The following is a 19,417-nucleotide window of genomic DNA, read 5'->3' on the forward strand; positions in this document are numbered from 1 at the left end:
GATCTGACAACGGCTCCGGAAACGGGGCCGTTTTTATGTGCGGGCGAGATAGTCGATCAGGGTCGCCATCGCAGCATGCGCCTCCTCCGGCCTGCCCTGCCGAATGGCGTGAATGACAGCGACATGCAGCGCAATGGCGCGGTCCATGCGCTCCGGATTTGCGGTGGAATACCAGAGGCGACGCGCATGCGTCTGCACCGGGCCAAGTGCCGCCATGATGAAGCCGTTCGGAGAGGCATCCTCGAGGATTTCGTCAAAGGTCTTGTCGGCGGCGAAGAAGCCGGCGAGATTGCCGGTGACGGCGCAGTCCTCCATCGCGCGGGCGCAGTCGCCAAGGCGGACGCGCTGTTCGTCCGTCGCATGTTCGGCTGCGAGGCTTGCCGCAATCGGCTCCAGCTCGCGGCGCACCTGCATGACATTGCCGTGATCCCCGGGCGCAATCTCGGCCACCTGCAGCCCGACACGCGGCTTCACCAGGACCAGCCCCTGCCAGGCAAGCTTCTGGATCGCCTCGCGCACCGGCGTGCGCCCATGGCCCGCCATATCGATCAACTGCTTTTCGGTGACCAGCGCACCCGGCTTCAGCACCAGCGTCACGATCAGATGCTCCAGCGCGAGATAGGCAAGATGGCTCTGTGACGTCTGCATGCCGGAAATCCGCCGCTCAATCTGATATATCACATAGTGGCACGGTCAAAAACCGAAGACAAGTCGGCATTGAAATATCAAAATGGAGACAAAGAGATAACAGCCGTGTGAATTCGACGAATGCGATTGCTGACCTGGTCGTCTACGCCGCGAAAGAACTCCTTTGGCCGCCCCGCCCCTCCGAGGCCGCCGCGCGAAGATTGGGAGCGGTAGGGTCGGATCTGAGACCAAGCCTGGTTGAGTGAGCTATCTCAGGCGACTTCAACCCCACTCTCCGTCATGCTCTGCCTTGAGCCGAGCATCTACGCCGCATCCGCCAGCAGTCGCGGCATGGATCCTCGGCTCAAGGCCGAGGAAGACGGAGAACTGGGTTGGCGTTCCTGCTAAACTCACCCGGCATAGGGAGACATCGCGCGTTTGCCATGACGCATTCATGATGCGTCACTCGTGCCGCAGCGCCTCGATCGGGTTCAGCTGCGCTGCCCGTCTCGCCGGGAAATAGCCGAAGATCATGCCGATTGCGGCGGAGAAGAGGAAGGCGACGGCGATCATCATTGGGCTGAAGACGAAGGGGACTTTCAGCAGCGTCACAGCGCCGAAGCCGAGGCTGAGGCCAAGCACGATGCCGGTGATTCCGCCGAAGAGCGAGAGCGCCACGGCTTCGACCAGGAACTGGGTGAGCACCTGGTTTTCGAGCGCGCCGATCGCCAGGCGAATGCCGATTTCGCGGGTGCGCTCGGTGACGGAAACCAGCATGATGTTCATGATGCCGATGCCGCCGACGAGCAGGCTGATAGCGGCAACGGCGCCGAGCAGGCCGGTCAGCAGCGTCGTCGTGCCGGTCATCGCCTCGGCGATCTGGGTCATGTCGTTGACGTTGAAATCGTCCTGCCGGCCGGGGATGATCTTGCGGCGCTCGCGCAGCAGATCTTCGACATCGGACTGCACCTTGGCTGTGGAAATCCCGTCGCGCGCCGAGATGATGATCTGCGGCACGTTGCTGTTGCCGCTGATGCGTCGCTGGAACACCTTGACCGGCATGATGACGACATCGTCCTGATCGGTGCCCATGCCGGACTGGCCGCGCTTGGCAAGCACGCCGATGACGGGGCATGAGACCTTGCCGACGCGGATCTGCTGGCCGGTGGGATCGGCGGCGCCGAAGAGCTGCGAGCGCACCGTTTCGCCGATGATGCAGCGGGACTGGCCGCGCTCCTCGGCGGGGGTAAAAGTGCGGCCGAGCGCCAGGTTCCAATCCTGTGCGACGAAATAGTCGTTGGTGGTGCCGCAGACACTGGTCGAATGGTTCTGGCCGCCTGAGATGACTGTCGCCGTGGACTGGTTGAGCGGCGCCACGGCCCTCAGGCCGCCGATCTGGTCGCGGATGGCAGCGACGTCCTTGACGCTGAAGCGCTTGGCTTCGGAGCTCGCCCGGCCGGGGCCGAACTGGCCGGGGCGGACGAACAGCATATTGGTGCCGAGTCGCGACAATTCGGTCGAGACCTGCGCGGTCGTGCCGTTGCCGATCGTCACCAGCGCGATGACGGCGGCAACGCCGATGACGACGCCGAGCACGGTCAGGAAGGAACGGAGCATGTTGCGGCTGATGGCGCGCAATGCCAGCTTCAGCGTCTCAAAGAACATGATCCGCCCTCCTGCGATGCTCCACCTCGGTCTCCAGCTTGCCGTCGACGAACCTGAGCAGCCGCTGCGCATAGGCGGCGATATCGGGCTCATGTGTGACCATGACGATAGTGATGCCCTGCTCGCGGTTCAGCCGCGTCATCAGATCCATGATCTCGACGCTGGTCCTGGTGTCGAGATTGCCTGTCGGCTCGTCGGCAAGCAGCAGCGCCGGCTCGGTGACGATGGCGCGGGCGATGGCGACGCGCTGCTGTTGGCCGCCGGACAGTTCCTGCGTCTTGTGATGTTCGCGGCCGGAGAGGCCAACCAGCGCCAGGGCTTCGCGCGCCCGCTCGCGCCGCTCGCGCACCGCCATGCCGCGATAAATCAGCGGCAGCTCGACATTTTCGACCGCCGAGGTGCGCGACAGCAGGTTGAAGCCTTGGAAGACGAAGCCGAGCATATGGCGGCGCAGGAGCGTCAGCTGGCTTCGGTCGAAGCCGCTGGTCGGAATACCTTCGAAGACGTAATCGCCAGCGCTCGGCACGTCGAGGCAGCCGAGGATGTTCATCGCCGTCGACTTGCCGGAGCCCGATGGGCCCATGATCGCGACGAATTCATGGGCGTTGATCGCAAGGTCGACATGGTCGAGCGCGCGGATTGCCGCCTCGCCCTCGCCGTAGACTTTCGAGACTTGCCTGAATTCGATGAGCGGTGGGCTTGCCATCCGTCTCTCCGCCTAGTTCGCACGCGTCGTGGCGTCGGTCACCAAGGCGTCGTTTTCCTTGAGCTCGCCGGAGACGACCTGGGTGAATTGGCCGTCGGACGAGCCGACCTGGATGACGACAGGTGCGGGCCGGCCGTCGCGCAACACCCAGACGCGCCGCTCGGCGCCCGTTAATGCCTGGCCTGAATTGCCGCCGCGCTGGCGTGGCGGTCCGAAGATACCGAAAATGCCGCGGCCGCGCGGTCCCGCCTGCGCCGGCGCGTAGCGCAGCGCGGCGTTCGGCACCATCAGCGTATCCTTGACGGCTTCGACGGTGACGTCGGCCGTCGCGGTCATGCCGGGGCGCAGCAGGAGATCGGCATTGTCGACGGAGAGAACCGCCTTGTAGGTCACGACATTGTTGACCACTTCGGAGGCGAAGCGGATCTGCTCGATCTCGGCGGGAAAGCTGCGGTCGGGATAGGCGTCGACCGTAAACTTCGCCTTCTGACCGACGGCAATCTGGCCGACATCGGCCTCATCGACATCGACCTGCAGCTCCATCTTCTTCAGGTCGCCGGCTATGGTGAAGAGGATCGGCGCCGAAAGCGAGGCTGCGACCGTGGCACCCGGATTGACGGCGCGGGTGAGGATCACGCCGTCGATCGGCGAGACGATCTTCGCCTTGGCGAGATTGACCTCGGCAAGCTGCAGGTCGGCCTCCGAGGCGAGCACCTCGGCTTCGTTGATCTGTTTGGCGGCGACGGCGGAATCATATTTGTAGGTGGCGTCGTCGAGGCTCTGCTGGGTGGAGACGTTGCTCTTGACCAGGCTCTTCAGCCGCTCGAGCGAGGTATTTGCCGATTCCAGATCGGCATTGGCCTTGGCGACGTTTGCCTTGGCAGAATTCAGCTTGGCGCGCGAACTCTTCACATCCGCTTCCAGCTTGTTGGTATCGAGAAGCGCCAGCACGTCGCCCGCTTTGATCGTGCTGTTGTAATCGACATTGACGTCGCGGACCGTACCGGAAAGCTCGCTCGATATATCCACCTGCTCGGTCGGCTGCACCGAGCCGGTAGCGGTGACGAGCACCGTCAGATCTCCCCGTTTTGCCGGCTGAGTGGCATAGCTCACTTCGCTTTGCCCGCGGCCCATATAGAAATAGGCGGCGCCGGCGGCAGCAGCGACGAGGATCAGCAGGATGAACAGGCGTCCACGCCAGCGGCTGCGCTTGCCCTGACGTCCCGATGCGGCAAGCACCGCCGCGAGATCGGACGCGCCGCTTGTCTGTGGCCCGGTCTTCTTGCCGGTTCCGGTGTCGTTCATGTCATCCTCGATAGTCATTGGCCGTGTCGGCCCTTGCAGCGAAATAAGCACAGCGCAGATGAACCGGGCATTAGCGTTGCCGCCGAAGTGGCACGGAATTGCGGATGGGGGAAATGAAATATTGGTAAGAAAAGTCAAGTTTTCGCGCGGAGGCGCTCGTCAATCGGCATCGCCGGCATATTGGCCGGCGCTCGGCAGCTGAGGCAGCCAAGGTTCCCGCCGCCTGATCCAGACTTCATGATCCGGCGCGAGGTCCGTCGGTGGGCTGTCGAGCGAACCGAGGCGGATTTCCGCGGCCTCCTCCCGCAGGCAGAAAAGCCTGCTGCCGCAGGCTGGACAGAAGCTGCGGCCGGCAAAGGTGGCGATCTCGCCGCTATGGGAAAATGCCCGGCGCGGCCAGACCGCAAAGAAGACGAAGGCCGAGCCGCTCGATTTGCGGCAATCGGCGCAATGGCAAAGGCCGACGCGAAGCGGCTGGCCTTCGAACGCGATAGCCGACTGCCCCGCACAGGCAGCTTCCCGTCCGGATCCGCATAGCGACCGTCAGGCGTCGAGACTGGTGGGCAGCCCCGGCGGGCGCCGCTTTGCCGCCATCAACAGATCGAGTTCGGTGGCCGATGGGCCGAACTTGTCGTAGAGGCGTTTTGCCTCCTTGTCGTCAAGCCGGTATTTCCTGGCAAATTCGCCGATACTGTAGGGGCGGCCACGCAACACTCTTCGCGCCGGGGTCGCCGTATTCGGTGCGTCGGTCATGGGTTTCTCCTTTCTTTCCATGCCTTTTAAGTTAGAGCGATGGGATCGATTGGAAAGAGCCGGCGGCTTGGCGCGGGATTCCGGCATGGCTGGATGGGGTTGAGTGCGGAACCTTCCTGCCGCCGGGCGCATTGTCGAATCGAGGTTGCGGGCCGCGCCAAGCGGATGCGGCGGTGCTGGAGAACATCGGGATTTTTCCGCTTTCTCCCGATGACCAACGAAACGGCAGGCGAGCTCCCTATCCGTCCGGTCCGCTTCCTCATCCCTTCCTTTCCGGACGAGATCACGAAATGTTAAAATCGGGAACGCATGCGCCAGTGCGAGGTTCTACTCCTGAGGTCGACGTGGCCTCGTTCAAACCCAAGGAGAACCGAATGGCAAACCAAGGTGGAACCCGTGAACAACACGTCAAAGCCGGGCAGCAGAGTCATAAGAACGACACCAATGCCCGCAGCGCCTCATCAGGCGGTCGCGACGCGCAGTCCAGCGGAACCCGCGGCGGCAGCCATGAACAGCATGTAAAGGCTGGTCAACAGAGCCACAAGAACAGTCATTAGAGTTGTCTTAATATGAAAATTCCGGCTCGCGCTTCGGCGCGGGCCTTTCTTTTGCGCTCAAGACAGACGCCTTCCGTCCTCGCCGAAAAGATGCAGCACGGCGGGGTCGAGATGCAGCGGCAGGCTGTCGCCCGATTTCATCCGTTGCTGGCCGGCAAAGACGGCGATCAGCTTCTTGCCCGCTGCGTCGGCGTGGACGACGGTTTCGGAACCCAGTTCCTCGACGAGGGTGACGCGGGTGTCCAGCTTGCGCGCGTCAGTCCCATCGGCAAGGGTGATGTGCTGCGGGCGGACGCCGATGCTGATCCTCTCGCCGATCGGGCGTGTTTCCTGAGCAATAACGGAAAGGCGATGGCCGCCGACGGTTTCGACTTGGGTGAAACCGCCTTCGTGACCGACGATCGCACCTTCCAGGAAATTCATGTGCGGGGCGCCGATGAAGCCGGCGACGAAGCGGTTGACCGGTCTGTTGTAAAGCTCCAGCGGTGTTCCCACCTGCTCGATCCTGCCGCCTCGAAGCACGACGATGCGGTTTGCAAGGGTCATCGCCTCGACCTGATCGTGGGTGACGTAGATCATCGTCGCCTTCAGGCGGGCGTGAAGGGCGGCAAGCTCGGCGCGCATACTCACTCGGAGCTCGGCGTCGAGATTGGAGAGCGGCTCGTCGAGCAGGAAGGCATCCGGCCGGCGGACGATGGCGCGGCCGATCGCGACGCGCTGGCGCTGGCCGCCGGAGAGCTGGCCCGGGCGGCGCTGCAGGAAGGGCTCGATCTCCAGCATGCGGGCGGCATCAGCGATGCGCGCTTCGATCTCGGCCTTGGCCACCTTGGTATTCTCGAGGCCGAAGGCAAGGTTTTCCCTGACGCTCATATGCGGATAGAGCGCATAGGACTGGAAGACCATGGCAAGGCCCCGGTCGGCGGCGCCGATCTCGGTGACATCCTTGCCGTCGATTGCGATGCTGCCGCCTGTCGGCTTGTCGAGGCCGGCAATCAGGCGCAGCAGCGTCGATTTCCCGCAGCCGGACGGGCCGACGAAGGCGACGAACTCGCCATCATTGACCTCAAGCGAGACAGCGCGGATGACCTCGACGGAGCCGAAATTCTTGACGATGTTCCTGAGCTCGAGCCCGCTCATGCACTCTCCTCTTTCATATTATTTCAGTCCGGAGCCGGCGATGCCTGTGGTGATGAAACGCTGCAGGAAGACGAAGATCAGCACGACCGGGATCATCGAGACGACGGTCATGGCGAGGATATAGTGCCATTGCACATTCAGTTCGCCGGCATAAACGTTGAGGCCGACCTGCAGCGTATAGAGTTCCTTGCGCGAGAGCACGATCAGCGGCCAGAGGAAATCGTTCCAGCGCCAGACGACCGAGAAGATCGCCAGAACCGCCAGGGCCGGCGCCGACAGCGGCAGGATGATGCGCCAGTAGATCTGCCATTCGCTGGCCTTGTCCATGCGCGCAGCGTCGATCAACTCGTCGGGGATGGTCAGCATATATTGGCGCAGCAGGAAGACACCTGTCGGGGTGGCGACCGTCGGCAGGATGACGCCCCAGAGGCTATCGAAAAGGTTCAGGGTGCCGATGACGGAATAGAGCGGCACAACGATCACCGAGAGCGGCACCATCAGCGTCGCCAGGATCATCAGCATGACAGCGGTGCGGCCGGGGAACTGGTATTTCGACAGCGCGAAGGCGGCCATGGAATTGACGAGCAGCGTGATCGCCGTCGCCACCACCGTGACGAAGACGGAGTTGCGCAGGAACAGGAAGAAATCGAAGCGCTGGAACGGTTCGGTGTAGTTGCCGGCGGCGAATTCGACCTTGCGCACCGGGGTACGGTCCTTAATGTTCGCCTTGACGATTTCGCCAGGCTGTTTCGGATCGACCATCTGGCCGATAATGCCGATGCGGCGGACTTCGGCGAGCACACGGCTGCTGCCGTCCGGCATCGTGACGTTATAGAGCGGCAGCGGCTTGTCGTAGCCCGGCACAACAGCCTGTTCGGTCACATAGGGCAGGAAGGACGGCGGGAATTCGGCAAGTGCGGCCGGCGTCTTGAAGGAGGAAAAGACCAGCCAGACGGCCGGGCCGAACATCAAGAAGACGCCCGAGACCAGCCAGATCCAGGTGACCACGTCGGTCCAGTGCCAGCCGCGGCCGCGGCGGCGCAGGAGAAAGGCGCCGACCGCGCTCATTGGCGTGTTCCCTTCTTCTCGTTGCGGCTGCTGACGCCGAGCTGGATCAGCGTCAGGATGACCAGCACGATGCCCATCAGGATCGAGGCGGCCGAGGCAAGCCCCGGATTGCGCAGCGAACTGGCAAAGCCGGTCTCGTAAATATACTGGGTGATATACATGGTGCTGGTGCCAGGGCCGCCGCCGGTCAAGACGAAGACCTCGTCGAAGATCTGCACGGCGCGGATCAGCGCCAGCACCAGGACGACGATAAGGTTCGGCATCAGCAGCGGCAGGGTGATGCGCCGGAAGATGCGGGTGGGGCTCGCCTTGTCCATCGCGGCCGCCTCGTAGAGATCCCTTGGGATCGCCTGCAGGCCGGCGAGCAGGATCAGGGCATAAAAGCCCATATGCGCCCAGACCGAGACGAAGACGGCGAAGAAGAAGGCCCAGAAACGATCGCTGAGCCAGGAGAAAGGTTCGAAGCCGAAGGGACTCAGCGCGTAGTTCAACAGGCCCTGGCGCTGCAGGATCCATTTCCAGATCAGGCCGACGACAACGGGCGACAGAAGCACCGGGAAGAAGAAGACGGCGCGCCAGAAGCCGCGATTGGAAAGCTCGCGGTTGAGGATCAAGGCCGTCGCCAGCGCTGCGACCAGCATCGCCGAGACCTGGAAGACGACGAAGACGGCGGTGTTGCGCACGGCCGCCCAGAAAGTGTCGGCCGCGCAGGTCGAGGGGTCGAGATAAGAACCGCAATCGAACAGGATGCGGTACTGCTCGGCGCCGACATAGGTCCTGTTCGGCAGGAAGATGGCGCCGCCGCTCGTCGTCGAATAGATGAAGTTGATGACCAGCGGCAGGAGCACGAAAACCGTGAAGATCAGCATGTTGGGCGCCAGGAAGACGCCCGCCATGCCGTTCAGCCCCGTCAGCTTCTGCCAGGCGCGCATGGGAATATCGACGATGCCCATGAAGAGCCGGACAGGCGCGTTGAGCGCCTGCCGCAGGCCGGCTTTCGCCGGCGGTTCGGAAGAAACCGTCTTTCCCGTCATCTCTAGGTCCGTTAGTTGGCGCCGACCTTGGCCTTGATGTCCTCGTCGATGCGGGCATAGGCGTCGTCAAGCTTCATCTCGCCGGCGATCACCTGGCTGATGCGGGCGACGATGGCGCTGTAATAGGCATCCGACCACTTCCAGCCCGGCAGCTTCATGGCCGGTGCCGCCGTCTGGCCGGCCGCTTCGACGAAGGCCTTCAGCGCCGCCTGCACATGCGGATTGTCGGTCTTGAAGTCCACCTGGCCGGCGGCGACACCCTTATGCGCTGGAATGAACAGGCTGCGCTCGGCGAATTCCTTCTGCACGTCGGCACCTGCCAGGTAATCCATCACCTTGGCGACGTCCTTGGGGTTCTTGGTGTATTTGACGGCGACAAGAGCGGCGCCGCCCTGTATGCCGGTGCAGCTGGCCGTGCCGCAGGGGCTTCCGGTCATGACCCAATCGAAATTATCGCCGATCTTCTGGGCAAAGCCCGGGACCTGCCAGCTGCCGGAATAATAATAGGCAAGGCCGCCATTGATGAAGTCTTCGGCGGCAGCGCGATAGGTGGTGCCGGCGGCGCTGACCCAGACATCCTTGTTGACGATGCCCTCCTCGTTCCATTTGACGAAGCGGCTGAGGAAGTCCTTGGCGCCCTGATCGATCGGCGCCGGCTTGCCGTCGGCGGCGATATAATTGGCGCCGTAGGAGATGTTCGGGCCGGAGACGCGATGACCGGAGCGGTCAATCGCCATGGCGAAGACCTTCTGACTGTCGGCGACCTTCTTGGCGGCCGCCGCCCAATCATCCCAGGTGGCTTTCGGGCCGGGAATTTCGACGCCGGCCTGATCGAACAGCGTCTTGTTGGCGAAGCCGCCGGTCAGCGTCAGCTGCGTCATGAAGCCGGTGATGGCGTTCGAGCCGTCGGGGCGCATCCAGTCGGCCTGGGCGCCGAAATTGTCGTCCCAATATTTCGCATCGGCAAGGAGCGGGCGAAGATCGAGCCAGTGCTGGGCCAGCGCCTTCAGATTGGTGACGCGGGCGATATCCGGCCCCTTCCCGGCTTCGAGCTGCACCGGCAGCTGTTCCTTGACGACGTCATAGGAGACCTCGTCGAGAATGACGTTGACATCGGGATTGGCCTTCGAGAAGCGCGCCAGCAGATCCTTGATGACAGCGCCTTCGCCGCCATCGGAATACCACATGATGCGCACGTCGCCGGCATGGGCGGCAACGGAACTCAAGAGAACCGCAGCAAAAGCCGCACCGATCGATTGTATTCTGGTCATTTTCTCCTCCTCCTGACCGATGAATTCCCACAGCGCCGCGCGTCTTTTCAGACGCGCAAAGGACGCTGTAACACTTTGAATTGCTGCATAATTTCATCCTTAAATCGCTTCCGATTTAAGGAATTATGCAGTAGGCTCGGCCGGATCCTCCACCTGCCGGGCATGTCGTCTACGAGGCAGCGCGCCGAGGCTGCCTGCCTGGTATCTCAAGATGTACCGCGTCTCCCCGCACCGACCAGTCCGACGGGCGAAGAATACGGCCTTCAGCGCGCACGGTGCCATCCTCTTCGAAGACCACCTGACCATAATCCGGATCGATGACGATCAAAGCGCCCTCATTGTCGCGGCGGGCCGCGAGCGTGGCGAAACGCGCCCGCATGCCGTCGAGGCCGCCCTCGCGCCCGCAATCGGAGAGACGGACGATCCAGCGGCCCTTGCGACCGGAGAGGCGCAGCTCGACATCCGTCGTCGGGCCTTGTTTCACCGGTTCGAGCGCGCCATTGCCGACCAGCATCGCAAGCCCGTTGCCGGCGCGGGCAAGCGCCAGATTGCCGTCGACGACCGCGTCGTCAAAGGCTTCGAGCGGGAACCAGGCATGAGTGAAATCCGGCTGGCCCTCGTGGATCTCGAAATCGAGAATGGCGAGATCGCGATATTGATGGACGCGCGGCAGCGTTCCGCAGCCGCCCCAGAAGCTCGGCCGGCCGTAACCGAACTGGATGGTCTCGCCGGGGTGGTTGATCCAGACCTGCGCTTCCGGCCGGTCGCCGAGGCGCAGATGCAGCACCGTTTCCTGATAACCCCAGGCGCCGGGGCGATAATGGGCGATGGTGCCGAGCGCGGTGTCGCGCGTCTTGTAGTGATAGAGGGCGGCAAAACGGTTCTCGCCCTGGGAAAAGGTCCATTCCTGCGCGTCGTCGGCGTCATGCGCGGCGATGGCGGCAAGCGCCTCGGGGAACTGCAGGCCGTGATCGCGGATGCAGACGGCAAGCTGCGGCAAAGCGTGGACGCGCCGGCCGTACCAGCCTTGGCCCCAGAGCAGCCGGGCGATACCTGAGAGTTCGACCGAGCGGCCGGGGCGCAGCGTATGTTCGTAGGAGCGGCCCTGGCTGCCGGTCAGCATACCGCGATGGGCCGAACGGGCGACGATCTCCATCAGGCGGACGATGCTGGCCTTCGCCCGGGCGCGGATCGTCTCGTCCGGTGCGCAGGCGGCAAGCGCCGTCAGACCCTTGAGGTCGATCGGGAAATAGGGAACGGAATTCCACTCGGCCATTTCCCAGTGCTCGAAATGATCGAGCCAGGCGCGGACCCGCTCTTCGCCGACCTTCATCTGCTCGGCGCCGGTGCGGCCGGAGCGGACGAAGACGGCATCGGGGAAAAGCCGGCCGCCGAGATAGGCGGCCGTGTGGAAGAGCAGCGCGTGGTTTTCCGAAAAATACCACTGAACGTCGTTGCCCGGTTCGTCCATCCAATAGCGATAATTGAGAACGGCGTGTTCGATCCTTTGCCTCAGAGCCTGCGACAGCAGATCGCTCCAGCGCGTATAGGCAAACAGCAGCGGCACCAGCACGAAATCGGCGCAGTCGTGACAATCCTCGATGACGGGCAGCATGGCCGAGATCATCGCCTCGGTTTCCCCGCCCCCCTGCCCCAGAGCCAGGCGCGCGAAAGCGCAGACCGTGTCGGGCTCGGAATGGGCGGCGACTTCCGCAAGCGCCTCGGCGACGCGATCTTCCAGCGCAGCAGGCGCTTGCCCCTGGCGCTGGGGATGACAGATCTCGACGCCGAGCGTGCGGCCGACCGACAGTTCGCCGGTTTTGAAGGTAATGCGGAAATGGCGGAAATCGGCCGGCATGTGGGCCGAGGTACCGAGGTCCAACCTGGTTGCGCCTTTCTCCAGCGCGAAATCATAATCGAAGCGCTCGACCGACATGAAGTCGCCTTCGATCTCGACATGACAGCTCAGCGCCACCGGCAGCGGCGCAGGAAACAGGATCGTCACGACCTCGCCGAGATAGGCGGTGCGGTCGAAGCGCATGCCTTCGAGGATCGTCTCCAGCGCATCCGCGGCAGCGGCGGCGATCGGAACGGGAACCGATGTTTCGACCTCCGGCCCGTCGAGATAATCCAGCTGGAAATAGAAGCGGGCGTCACGCTCGGCGAGATCGTCGAAATAGACGCGGATCTCGTTGAGGCCGGCTGAAAGTTCGACCTCAAAGATCTGTTGGGCTTCCAGATTGCGCTCGTAGGGCGCCATGAAGCCCTGCTCGCGGCCGTTGACGAAGAGGATGGCGCCGCCGCAAGTCGACAGGCGAAGCCTGGCAGGTCCGGCCGAGCGGGCATCGAGGAAGGTGCGGGCCCAGCAGCCGATGCCCGTCGGGCGAAACCAGAAGCCGGAGAGATCGACGCGCGGCGAGGCAAAGGGAAGCCACCAGCGGATGGGTTCGAATGCGTCGGTCGGTTGCGGTCTTCGGCCCGAGAATGATTTCTTGAATTCGGTGCGGCAGGGATATTCGTGCGGGATGAAGTTCTTCGTCTTGGTGACGAAGAAAAACGGATCCATCCTGCCTTCCATCGGCCGGTCGGCGACGTCGTAGCGCGCCTGTAAGAGATGGCCGAGCTGCCAATAAACGATCGGGCTCTGGTTGCCGGTGGCGCGGCGAAGATGAGATTTCTCAGCGGTCATGCTCAGCTCGCTCGAGCCCTGAGACGTTGGAAACGCCGACGCGTGGAAGACGGTCAAGCCGCATCTTCAAAGCCTCCCTGCTCTGCCGCTTGGTCGCGGACTCCTCATGGGCAATTGTGCATAGGCATTCCGTTTGCGCAATCTGAAAGATTTTTGCATAAAGTCATAGGAGTGAGGAGAGCGACATGACAGCGGAGGAGAAAAAAGGCAGGCGCACGCGTCTCGACGATATCGCCGCCCGGTGCGGCGTCTCGATCAGCACGGTCTCACGCGCCTTGGCCGGCGAAAAAGGCGTCCGGCCGGAGATTCGCAAGCTGGTGCTGGAAACGGCAAGTGCCGTCAGCTACGCCCTGCCGGCGAGCGTCGCCGGCAAGAAGGTCATGCTCGTCGCCTCGGGCGCTGCAATGATCGACTATGTCCGCAACCAGTTCACGCTCCATGTGCTCGAAGGCCTGAATGCCCGCGCGGCCGCCCTCGGCATCGAACTGGCGATGCGCCCGGTCGCCGATAAGGCCGATGAAGCCCGTGTCGTCGCCGAGATGCGGGATGATCCAGGCTTTGGCGGCATGCTGATCCTGACTGTCGACGACGAGGACATGCTGGCGGCGGCGGCCGGCCTCGGAAAGCCCGTCGTGCTCGTCAACAGCGACGATCCCTATATGCGGCTCTCCAGTGTGACGCCCTGCAACCGCTCGGCCGCCTTCATCGCCGCCGAGCGGCTGATCGAGGCCGGGCACCAACGCGTCCTGTTCATGCTACGCCCGGGACGGCGGACGATCGAGCGGCGCCTGGAGGGCTGGCGCGATGCCCTGCAGCATCACGGGCTGCAGGCCGATGCCGATCTGGTGCTCGAAGTCGATGACTGGCTGCCGGAATTGGGCGCCGAGGCGATCACCCGCCTCGTCCGCGACAAGGGCCTTTGCTTCACCGCCATCCTGACGGCGGGCGACAGCCTTGCCAACGGCGCCGTGCGCGGATTGCAGGTGATGGGTTATGCCGTGCCGCAGGACATTTCCGTCATGGGCATCGACGACCTGCCGCAATCGGCCTTTCTCAATCCGCCACTTTCGACCGTGCATATTCCGATGCGCGAACTCGGCGCCACCGCGCTCGATCTGTTGCGCGACATGATGCTCGGCCTGGCGACGCCGCGGCGTCGCGTCGAGCTTTCCTGCCACCTTGTGGAAAGGGGCAGTGTCGCAGCCGTCAGCGGCGCAGTTGCGGAACCCCGGGGTCGCTGAGGTCACTGCTGTCCCGGATGGAGATCGGCGAGAGCCGCCCCTCATCCGGCTGCCGCCACCTTCTCCCCGTAAACGGGGCGAAGGGGATATGCCGCAAGCTCTCCGTCCCTCACCAACGCCTCTTAGGGCGCGTCCCCTCTCCCCGTCTTTTACGGGGAGAGGGTTAGGGTGAGGGGCAGCCGCCCGCGCAACCGGAGAGCGAAGGCACGGCGACCAAAGGTATCAGGCCTCGATGAAGCTCGCTTCGAACAGTTCGCGGGCATAGGCATCATGCGTGACGCCGGCCTGCAGATCCTGTTTGGTGAGTTCGTCGACGAAAAGACCGTTCTTCATGATCAGCACCCGGTCGCACATATGGGCGATGACGGCAAGGTCGTGGCTGACGAGCAGATAGGTCAGTCCGTTTTCCTCACGCTGATCGGCCAGCAGGTTGAGAATTTCAGCCTGGACCGAGACATCGAGCGCCGATGTCGGCTCGTCGAGCAGCAGGATGGGCGGCGACAGGATCAGCGCCCGGGCGATTGCCACGCGCTGCCGCTGGCCGCCGGAAAGCTCATGCGGGAAACGATTGGCGAAGCTTGCCGGCAGGCCCACCTGGATCAACGCCTTTTCGACCTTCGACCAGATATCGGAATGGCGCATGGCGCGCAGCGGCTCGGCCAAGGCGGTGCCGATGCGATGGCGCGGATGCAGGGATCCGTAAGGGTCCTGAAACACCATCTGGGCGAATTTCAGCTCCTCGCGGGAGCGATGCTTGCCGATCGGTCTGCCGCCAAGCTCGATCTGCCCGGTCCAGCCCGCCTCCATTCCGGCCAGGCACCGCAGCACCGTCGATTTGCCGCAGCCGGATTCGCCGACAATGCCGAGCGTCTCGCCTTGGTTGACCTGAAAACTGATGCCCCTGACAACATGGTTGCTTGATTTGCCCGAGGCAAAGACGACATCGAGGTCGCGGACATTGATCATTGCGCCGTCTCCAGATCGAGTTTTGCCCGGTCGAGAACCGCCAGCCGGCGAACCGGGTTCTTCGGGTCGGGCAGCGCGGCTATCAGCCCGCGGGTATAGGGATGGCGGGCTTCTTCGAGACTGGTCAGGCTTTCGACGATGCGGCCGGCATACATGACGATGATGCGCTCGCAGAAGGCCGCCACCATGCGAATATCGTGGCTGATCAACAGCAGGCCAGAATTGTTCTCGCGCACCAGTTCATCGAGCAGCAGCAGCACGTCCTTGCGAACGCTGACATCGAGCGCCGAGGTCGGTTCGTCGGCAATGACCAGCTTCGGCCGCGCCAGCAGCATCATGGCGATCATCACACGCTGGCCCATGCCGCCCGATATCTGATGGGGATAAAGTGCCATGACCCGGTCGGGATCGCTGATGCGCACACGCTCCAGCATGGCGCGGGCGGCGTCGAGCGCCTGGCTCTTGCCGAGACCGAGGTGAAGACGCGCAGCTTCGGCGATCTGCTTGCCGATCGAGAGCACCGGATTCAGCGAATAACGCGGATCCTGCATGATCAGCGCGATATCCTTGCCGCGAAGCGCGCCCATCTGCCGCTCGCTCTTCGACAGCAAGGCATCGCCGCCGAGATCCAGGCGTTCGGCAGAGACCACCGCTGCCGGCGGCAGCAGACGCATGATCGCCCGCCCGGTCGTCGATTTGCCGGAGCCGGATTCTCCGACGATGCCGACCCGTTCGCGCCCGACGTCGAAACTGACATTGGAAACGGCGGGCACGGCGCCGCGGCCGAAGCGGACGGTCAATCCTTTGACGGAGAGAACAGGTTGAAGATCACGATCATTGATTTCACGATCTGGCATGGCGGGGATCCAGAATGTCGCGCAGAGCATCTCCGGCGATGTTGAAGGCAAGGCTGGTGAGAAGGATGGCGATGCCCGGCATGACGGCGACCCACCAGTAATCCAGCATGAACTTACGGCCGTTGGAAATCATCGCCCCCCATTCCGGCGCCGGCGGCTGGGCGCCGAGGCCGAGAAAGCCGAGGGAAGCCGCCGTCAGGATGATGCCGGCCATATTGAGGGTCAGGCGGACGATGACTGAGGGAACGCACATCGGCGCGATATAGAGAAGAAGAATGCGGATCGGCGAGGCGCCGTAAAGACGGGCGGCGACCACATAATCGGCGTTTCTGACGACCAGGGCCTCGGCGCGCGCAAGCCTGGCAATCGGCGGCCATGCGGTCAGCGAGATCGCTATGATTGCCGTGGTCAGGCCGGCGCCGAGTGCGGCCGCAAATGCCAGCGCCAGGATCAGCGACGGGAAGGACAGAACGATATCGGTCGCCCGCATCAGCAGCGCATCGGTGCGCCCGCCAAAGAACCCGGCAACGACGCCGATCAGCAGGCCGATCGGCCCGACGATCAGCGAGATCGACAGCACGGTCTGGATGGTGATGCGCGTGCCGAAGATCAGCCGGCTTAAAATGTCCCGGCCGAACTCGTCGGTGCCGGCCCAATGCGCCAGGCTCGGGGCCTGCAAGGCATCGCCAAGCGACTGCACGACCGGATCATAAGGTGCCAGAAGCGGCGCGAAGATCGCGATCAGGCACAGCAGGCCCAGGATGATGAAGCCGGCAAGGCCAAGCGGCTCGGCAGCCAATTTGCGGCCGGCGCGCGCAAACGACGCCGCGACGCGGGTCGAGACACTTGGCGGGCGGATTCGAATGTCACTGCGGACGGCGTCGCTCATCGGGCCGCCTCCCGCATGCGCGGATCGAAGACGGCATAAGCGACGTCGGCCAGGAAGTTTAACAGCATGAAGATGAATCCCACGATGATGGTGCCGGCCACGATGGCGTTCATATCGCCGATCATGAGGGCGTTCGTCATGTATTGGCCGATGCCCGGCCAGGAGAAGACGATCTCGGTGACGACAGCGCCTTCGAGCAGGCCGCCATAAGAAATCGCCAGAATGGTGATCAGCTGTACCGCAATGTTCGGCAGGACATGGCGCCAGATCGTGCCGAAGGGGCTGACACCCTTGGCGCGGGCTGCGATGACATAATCCTGGCTCAACTGCTCCAGGGTGAAGCTGCGGGTCATGCGGGTGATATAGGCCATCGCCGCATAGGCGAGGATGATGGCGGGCAGAATGATGTGGCCGAGCGCGTTCCAGAAGATTTCCGTCTCGCCCTGCAGCAGGCTGTCGATCAGCAGAAGCCCGGTCTGCGGCGTGACGAGGCCTTCGTAGAAGACATCGATCCTGCCCGGCCCGCCGACCCAGTTGAGGCCGGCATAGAAGATGACGAGCCCGACGATGCCGAACCAGAAGACCGGGATTGAATGACCGACGAGCGCCACCACCCGGGCGGTCTTGTCGATGAAGCTGTCGCGAAACAGAGCCGCGACCAGGCCGAGCGGCACACCGACGAATGTCGAAATGATCACTGCCAGCGTCGCCAGTTCGAACGTCGCCGGAAATGCCTGGGCAAGGTCCGACGAGACGGGATTGCCGGTGAGGACGGCGGTGCCGAAATCACCATGCGCCAGCCCGTTCAGATAGAGGAAAAACTGCTGGTAGATCGGCAGATCGAGGCCGAGGCGGGCCCGCATCGCCGCATAGGCGGCGGGATCGGCGAGTTCGCCGACGATCGCGCCGACCGGATCGGTGGGCAAGACGCGGCCGATCACGAAGGTCACACAGAGGAGAATGAACAGGCTGACCAGCAAATGCGCCAGGCGTCGGCCAAATTCGGCTACGGAGAGTTCCTTCATGATCGGCTGCCTTAAGAGTCTTACTGGGTTTCGACCTTGGTCACGTTCTCGAGACGCGTCATTTGCGACGGATGTCCGACATAGCCCTGGACCCTGCCGGTGATGACGATCGGCTCAAAGCGCTCGAACATCGGCAGCACCGCCGGCTTCTGTTCGACGAACATCTTCTGCATCTGAACGTAGAGTTCGCCGCGCTTCTTGGCGTCCGGCTCCATCGATGCTTTCGCGGTCAGGGCTGTCAGCTCTGGAATGTCCCAGGCCGAGCGCCAGACGAAATTGCCGGCATTGTTGGCCTCTTTCGAGTTGTCCGGATTGGAGGAAAACTGCTCCATCGACCCGAGCACATTCGGCATATAGGCGCTGGTCTGCGGGATCAGCAGATCGAAATCCCGGGCGCGATGGGCGGCGATGATTTCCGAACCGTTGCCCTGCTGGATGTCGATCTTGATGCCGACCTGGGCAAGCGATGCCTGAATGGCGGTGGCAAGATCGATGCGCGGCGTTTGGGCAATGGTCTTCAGCGTCAGCGAGAAGCCGTCCTTGAAGCCTGCCTCGCTCAGCAGCTGCTTGGACTTTTCAACGTTGAGCTGCCAATCCGGGCTTGGGATCGCATATTCGAAGTTCTCCGGAACGGGAACGGTTCTTGCCCGTCCGTAAGGTCCCATGATCGTCTTTTCGATGCCCTTGTAGTCGATGCCGTAGGCAATCGCTTCCCGAACCTTGGGATTGGAAAGGTACTGGTTGCCGGCATTCATCGACAGTACGTAGAAGCCGCCGGTCGGAATGCGCTGGATGGCAAAGCCCTGCTTGGCCTGGAATGTCGCGAGATCGGAGGCTGTCAATGCGCTGGCAATATCGATATCGCCGCGCTCCAGCATCAGCCGCTCGACCTGGCTTTCCGGCACATGGCGAACGATGACGCGCTTCATCTTCGGCGCGCCGGTCATATAATTCTTGTTGGCGTCGAGAATGACCAATTCGTTCGGAGACCAGCGATTGAGAGTGAACGGGCCGGAGCCGGCCGAATGCGTGCGCATCCAGGCGTTGCCGTAGTCATTGTCGACGGCGTGGCTTTCGACCTCGACGCTGTCGACGACGCTGGTGGTGGTCGTCGTCAGCCGGTAGAGCAGAAGTTCCGCCGTCACCTGGTCGGAGAGATCGATGCGCACCGTCTGGTCGTCGACCGCCTTGACGAGCTTATCGACATTGTTCTTGTCGTAGCCGACGCGCTTGAGGTTGGCGGCAGCGGCCTGATCCATCTTCAAGAGCCGCGCCAGCGAATAGACGACGTCCTTCGAAGTCACCGGATTGCCGGAGGCGAAATTGGCCTTGCGCAGCGTGAAGGTGATGCCCTTGTCGTCGACCTTCCAGCTTTCCGCCAGCTGCGGAAGGATCTTACCATCAGCCGTGCTGGCGACCAGCCGGTCGTAAAGATTGGACATGATCTCGACGGCTTTGCCTTCGGTCGCCTGCTGCGGATCGAGGGACAGAACCTGGGCCAGCGATGTGCCGATCACCAATTGGTCCTGCGGGGTCGCAGCCTGCAGCTGCGGTGCGGCGATTGTCAGGGCGCCGAAAACGGCGCCGACGAACAAGCCTTTAGAAAAATGCTTCATTGTCACTCCTC

At 63.0% G+C, this 19,417-nt stretch carries 17 protein-coding genes and 1 pseudogene; 2 read left to right on the plus strand and 16 right to left on the minus strand.

What is annotated here, in order from left to right; translation table 11 throughout:
• Positions 1-33 precede the first annotated feature (33 nt).
• From FHX14_RS08485 to FHX14_RS08510, 6 genes and pseudogenes are all read right to left on the minus strand, one after another.
• A complete protein-coding gene (locus FHX14_RS08485; protein WP_184376858.1) occupies positions 34-648 on the minus strand; it encodes a GntR family transcriptional regulator in 615 nt (204 codons plus the stop codon).
• A 441-nt stretch (positions 649-1,089) separates the two neighbouring features.
• A complete protein-coding gene (locus FHX14_RS08490; RefSeq protein ID WP_184376859.1) occupies positions 1,090-2,292 on the minus strand; it encodes an ABC transporter permease in 1,203 nt (400 codons plus the stop codon).
• Positions 2,282-2,998, minus strand: coding sequence for an ABC transporter ATP-binding protein (locus FHX14_RS08495; RefSeq protein WP_012557638.1), 717 nt, complete (start codon positions 2,996-2,998; stop codon positions 2,282-2,284). The genes FHX14_RS08490 and FHX14_RS08495 overlap by 11 nt, the downstream gene beginning before the upstream one ends.
• 12 nt (positions 2,999-3,010) lie before the next feature.
• Positions 3,011-4,303, minus strand: coding sequence for an efflux RND transporter periplasmic adaptor subunit (locus tag FHX14_RS08500; protein WP_184376860.1), 1,293 nt, complete (start codon positions 4,301-4,303; stop codon positions 3,011-3,013).
• Positions 4,304-4,462: 159 nt separating this feature from the next.
• Positions 4,463-4,838, minus strand: a pseudogene (locus FHX14_RS08505) (GFA family protein).
• Between the two features lie 8 nt (positions 4,839-4,846).
• Entirely contained in the window at positions 4,847-5,056 is a 210-nt protein-coding gene (locus FHX14_RS08510; protein ID WP_003586528.1) for a hypothetical protein, read from the minus strand.
• 374 nt (positions 5,057-5,430) lie between these two features.
• On the opposite strand from FHX14_RS08510, the gene FHX14_RS33455 reads away from it, so the two are divergent.
• Positions 5,431-5,613, plus strand: a complete 183-nt coding sequence (locus FHX14_RS33455) for a hypothetical protein (protein WP_012557636.1) — start codon at positions 5,431-5,433, stop codon at positions 5,611-5,613.
• Between the two features lie 57 nt (positions 5,614-5,670).
• Here FHX14_RS33455 and ugpC read toward each other — a convergent pair whose 3' ends face one another.
• From ugpC to FHX14_RS08540, 5 genes are all read right to left on the minus strand, one after another.
• Entirely contained in the window at positions 5,671-6,750 is a 1,080-nt protein-coding gene (gene ugpC, locus FHX14_RS08520; RefSeq protein ID WP_184376861.1) for a sn-glycerol-3-phosphate ABC transporter ATP-binding protein UgpC, read from the minus strand.
• Between the two features lie 18 nt (positions 6,751-6,768).
• Positions 6,769-7,818 carry a carbohydrate ABC transporter permease gene (locus FHX14_RS08525; protein ID WP_003586531.1) on the minus strand — a complete coding sequence of 350 codons (1,050 nt, stop codon included), beginning with the start codon at positions 7,816-7,818 and terminating at the stop codon, positions 6,769-6,771.
• Positions 7,815-8,852, minus strand: a complete 1,038-nt coding sequence (locus tag FHX14_RS08530) for a sugar ABC transporter permease (RefSeq protein WP_003586532.1) — start codon at positions 8,850-8,852, stop codon at positions 7,815-7,817. Before FHX14_RS08530 ends, FHX14_RS08525 begins: the two co-directional genes overlap by 4 nt.
• Before the next feature lie 11 nt (positions 8,853-8,863).
• Complete coding sequence (locus FHX14_RS08535) at positions 8,864-10,123, minus strand: ABC transporter substrate-binding protein (RefSeq protein WP_012557633.1); 1,260 nt, start codon at positions 10,121-10,123, stop codon at positions 8,864-8,866.
• 169 nt (positions 10,124-10,292) lie between these two features.
• Entirely contained in the window at positions 10,293-12,812 is a 2,520-nt protein-coding gene (locus tag FHX14_RS08540) for a hypothetical protein (protein WP_184376862.1), read from the minus strand.
• Between the two features lie 185 nt (positions 12,813-12,997).
• On the opposite strand from FHX14_RS08540, the gene FHX14_RS08545 reads away from it, so the two are divergent.
• Positions 12,998-14,053, plus strand: a complete 1,056-nt coding sequence (locus FHX14_RS08545; RefSeq protein ID WP_184376863.1) for a LacI family DNA-binding transcriptional regulator — start codon at positions 12,998-13,000, stop codon at positions 14,051-14,053.
• Positions 14,054-14,275: 222 nt separating this feature from the next.
• Here FHX14_RS08545 and FHX14_RS08550 read toward each other — a convergent pair whose 3' ends face one another.
• From FHX14_RS08550 to FHX14_RS08570, 5 genes are read right to left on the minus strand one after another with little or no spacing between them, the layout of a single operon-like run.
• On the minus strand, positions 14,276-15,019 hold the full coding sequence (locus FHX14_RS08550; protein ID WP_184376864.1) for an ABC transporter ATP-binding protein: 744 nt from the start codon (positions 15,017-15,019) through the stop codon (positions 14,276-14,278).
• On the minus strand, positions 15,016-15,876 hold the full coding sequence (locus FHX14_RS08555; protein ID WP_184376865.1) for an ABC transporter ATP-binding protein: 861 nt from the start codon (positions 15,874-15,876) through the stop codon (positions 15,016-15,018). The genes FHX14_RS08550 and FHX14_RS08555 overlap by 4 nt, the downstream gene beginning before the upstream one ends.
• Complete coding sequence (locus FHX14_RS08560) at positions 15,863-16,765, minus strand: ABC transporter permease (RefSeq protein WP_184376866.1); 903 nt, start codon at positions 16,763-16,765, stop codon at positions 15,863-15,865. Before FHX14_RS08560 ends, FHX14_RS08555 begins: the two co-directional genes overlap by 14 nt.
• Entirely contained in the window at positions 16,762-17,790 is a 1,029-nt protein-coding gene (locus FHX14_RS08565) for an ABC transporter permease (protein ID WP_179610597.1), read from the minus strand. The genes FHX14_RS08560 and FHX14_RS08565 overlap by 4 nt, the downstream gene beginning before the upstream one ends.
• A gap of 20 nt (positions 17,791-17,810) precedes the next feature.
• Positions 17,811-19,406, minus strand: a complete 1,596-nt coding sequence (locus FHX14_RS08570) for an ABC transporter substrate-binding protein (protein WP_184376867.1) — start codon at positions 19,404-19,406, stop codon at positions 17,811-17,813.
• Positions 19,407-19,417 lie beyond the last annotated feature (11 nt).

Origin of the sequence: Rhizobium sp. BK619, from assembly GCF_014195245.1 — a bacterium.
GTDB lineage: Bacteria > Pseudomonadota > Alphaproteobacteria > Rhizobiales > Rhizobiaceae > Rhizobium > Rhizobium acidisoli.

Excerpts from the sequence above, each read along its gene's own strand:
- FHX14_RS08485 (WP_184376858.1), bottom strand. The coding sequence starts at position 648 with ATGCAGACGTCACAGAGCCATCTTGCCTATCTCGCGCTGGAGCATCTG.
- FHX14_RS08565 (WP_179610597.1), bottom strand. The coding sequence starts at position 17,790 with ATGAAGGAACTCTCCGTAGCCGAATTTGGCCGACGCCTGGCGCATTTG.
- FHX14_RS08540 (WP_184376862.1), bottom strand. The coding sequence starts at position 12,812 with ATGACCGCTGAGAAATCTCATCTTCGCCGCGCCACCGGCAACCAGAGC.
- ugpC (WP_184376861.1), bottom strand. The coding sequence starts at position 6,750 with ATGAGCGGGCTCGAGCTCAGGAACATCGTCAAGAATTTCGGCTCCGTC.
- FHX14_RS08525 (WP_003586531.1), bottom strand. The coding sequence starts at position 7,818 with ATGAGCGCGGTCGGCGCCTTTCTCCTGCGCCGCCGCGGCCGCGGCTGG.
- FHX14_RS08550 (WP_184376864.1), bottom strand. The coding sequence starts at position 15,019 with ATGATCAATGTCCGCGACCTCGATGTCGTCTTTGCCTCGGGCAAATCA.
- FHX14_RS08510 (WP_003586528.1), bottom strand. The coding sequence starts at position 5,056 with ATGACCGACGCACCGAATACGGCGACCCCGGCGCGAAGAGTGTTGCGT.
- FHX14_RS33455 (WP_012557636.1), top strand. The coding sequence starts at position 5,431 with ATGGCAAACCAAGGTGGAACCCGTGAACAACACGTCAAAGCCGGGCAG.
- FHX14_RS08500 (WP_184376860.1), bottom strand. The coding sequence starts at position 4,303 with ATGAACGACACCGGAACCGGCAAGAAGACCGGGCCACAGACAAGCGGC.
- FHX14_RS08555 (WP_184376865.1), bottom strand. The coding sequence starts at position 15,876 with ATGCCAGATCGTGAAATCAATGATCGTGATCTTCAACCTGTTCTCTCC.
- FHX14_RS08530 (WP_003586532.1), bottom strand. The coding sequence starts at position 8,852 with ATGACGGGAAAGACGGTTTCTTCCGAACCGCCGGCGAAAGCCGGCCTG.
- FHX14_RS08535 (WP_012557633.1), bottom strand. The coding sequence starts at position 10,123 with ATGACCAGAATACAATCGATCGGTGCGGCTTTTGCTGCGGTTCTCTTG.
- FHX14_RS08490 (WP_184376859.1), bottom strand. The coding sequence starts at position 2,292 with ATGTTCTTTGAGACGCTGAAGCTGGCATTGCGCGCCATCAGCCGCAAC.
- FHX14_RS08495 (WP_012557638.1), bottom strand. The coding sequence starts at position 2,998 with ATGGCAAGCCCACCGCTCATCGAATTCAGGCAAGTCTCGAAAGTCTAC.
- FHX14_RS08545 (WP_184376863.1), top strand. The coding sequence starts at position 12,998 with ATGACAGCGGAGGAGAAAAAAGGCAGGCGCACGCGTCTCGACGATATC.
- FHX14_RS08560 (WP_184376866.1), bottom strand. The coding sequence starts at position 16,765 with ATGAGCGACGCCGTCCGCAGTGACATTCGAATCCGCCCGCCAAGTGTC.
- FHX14_RS08570 (WP_184376867.1), bottom strand. The coding sequence starts at position 19,406 with ATGAAGCATTTTTCTAAAGGCTTGTTCGTCGGCGCCGTTTTCGGCGCC.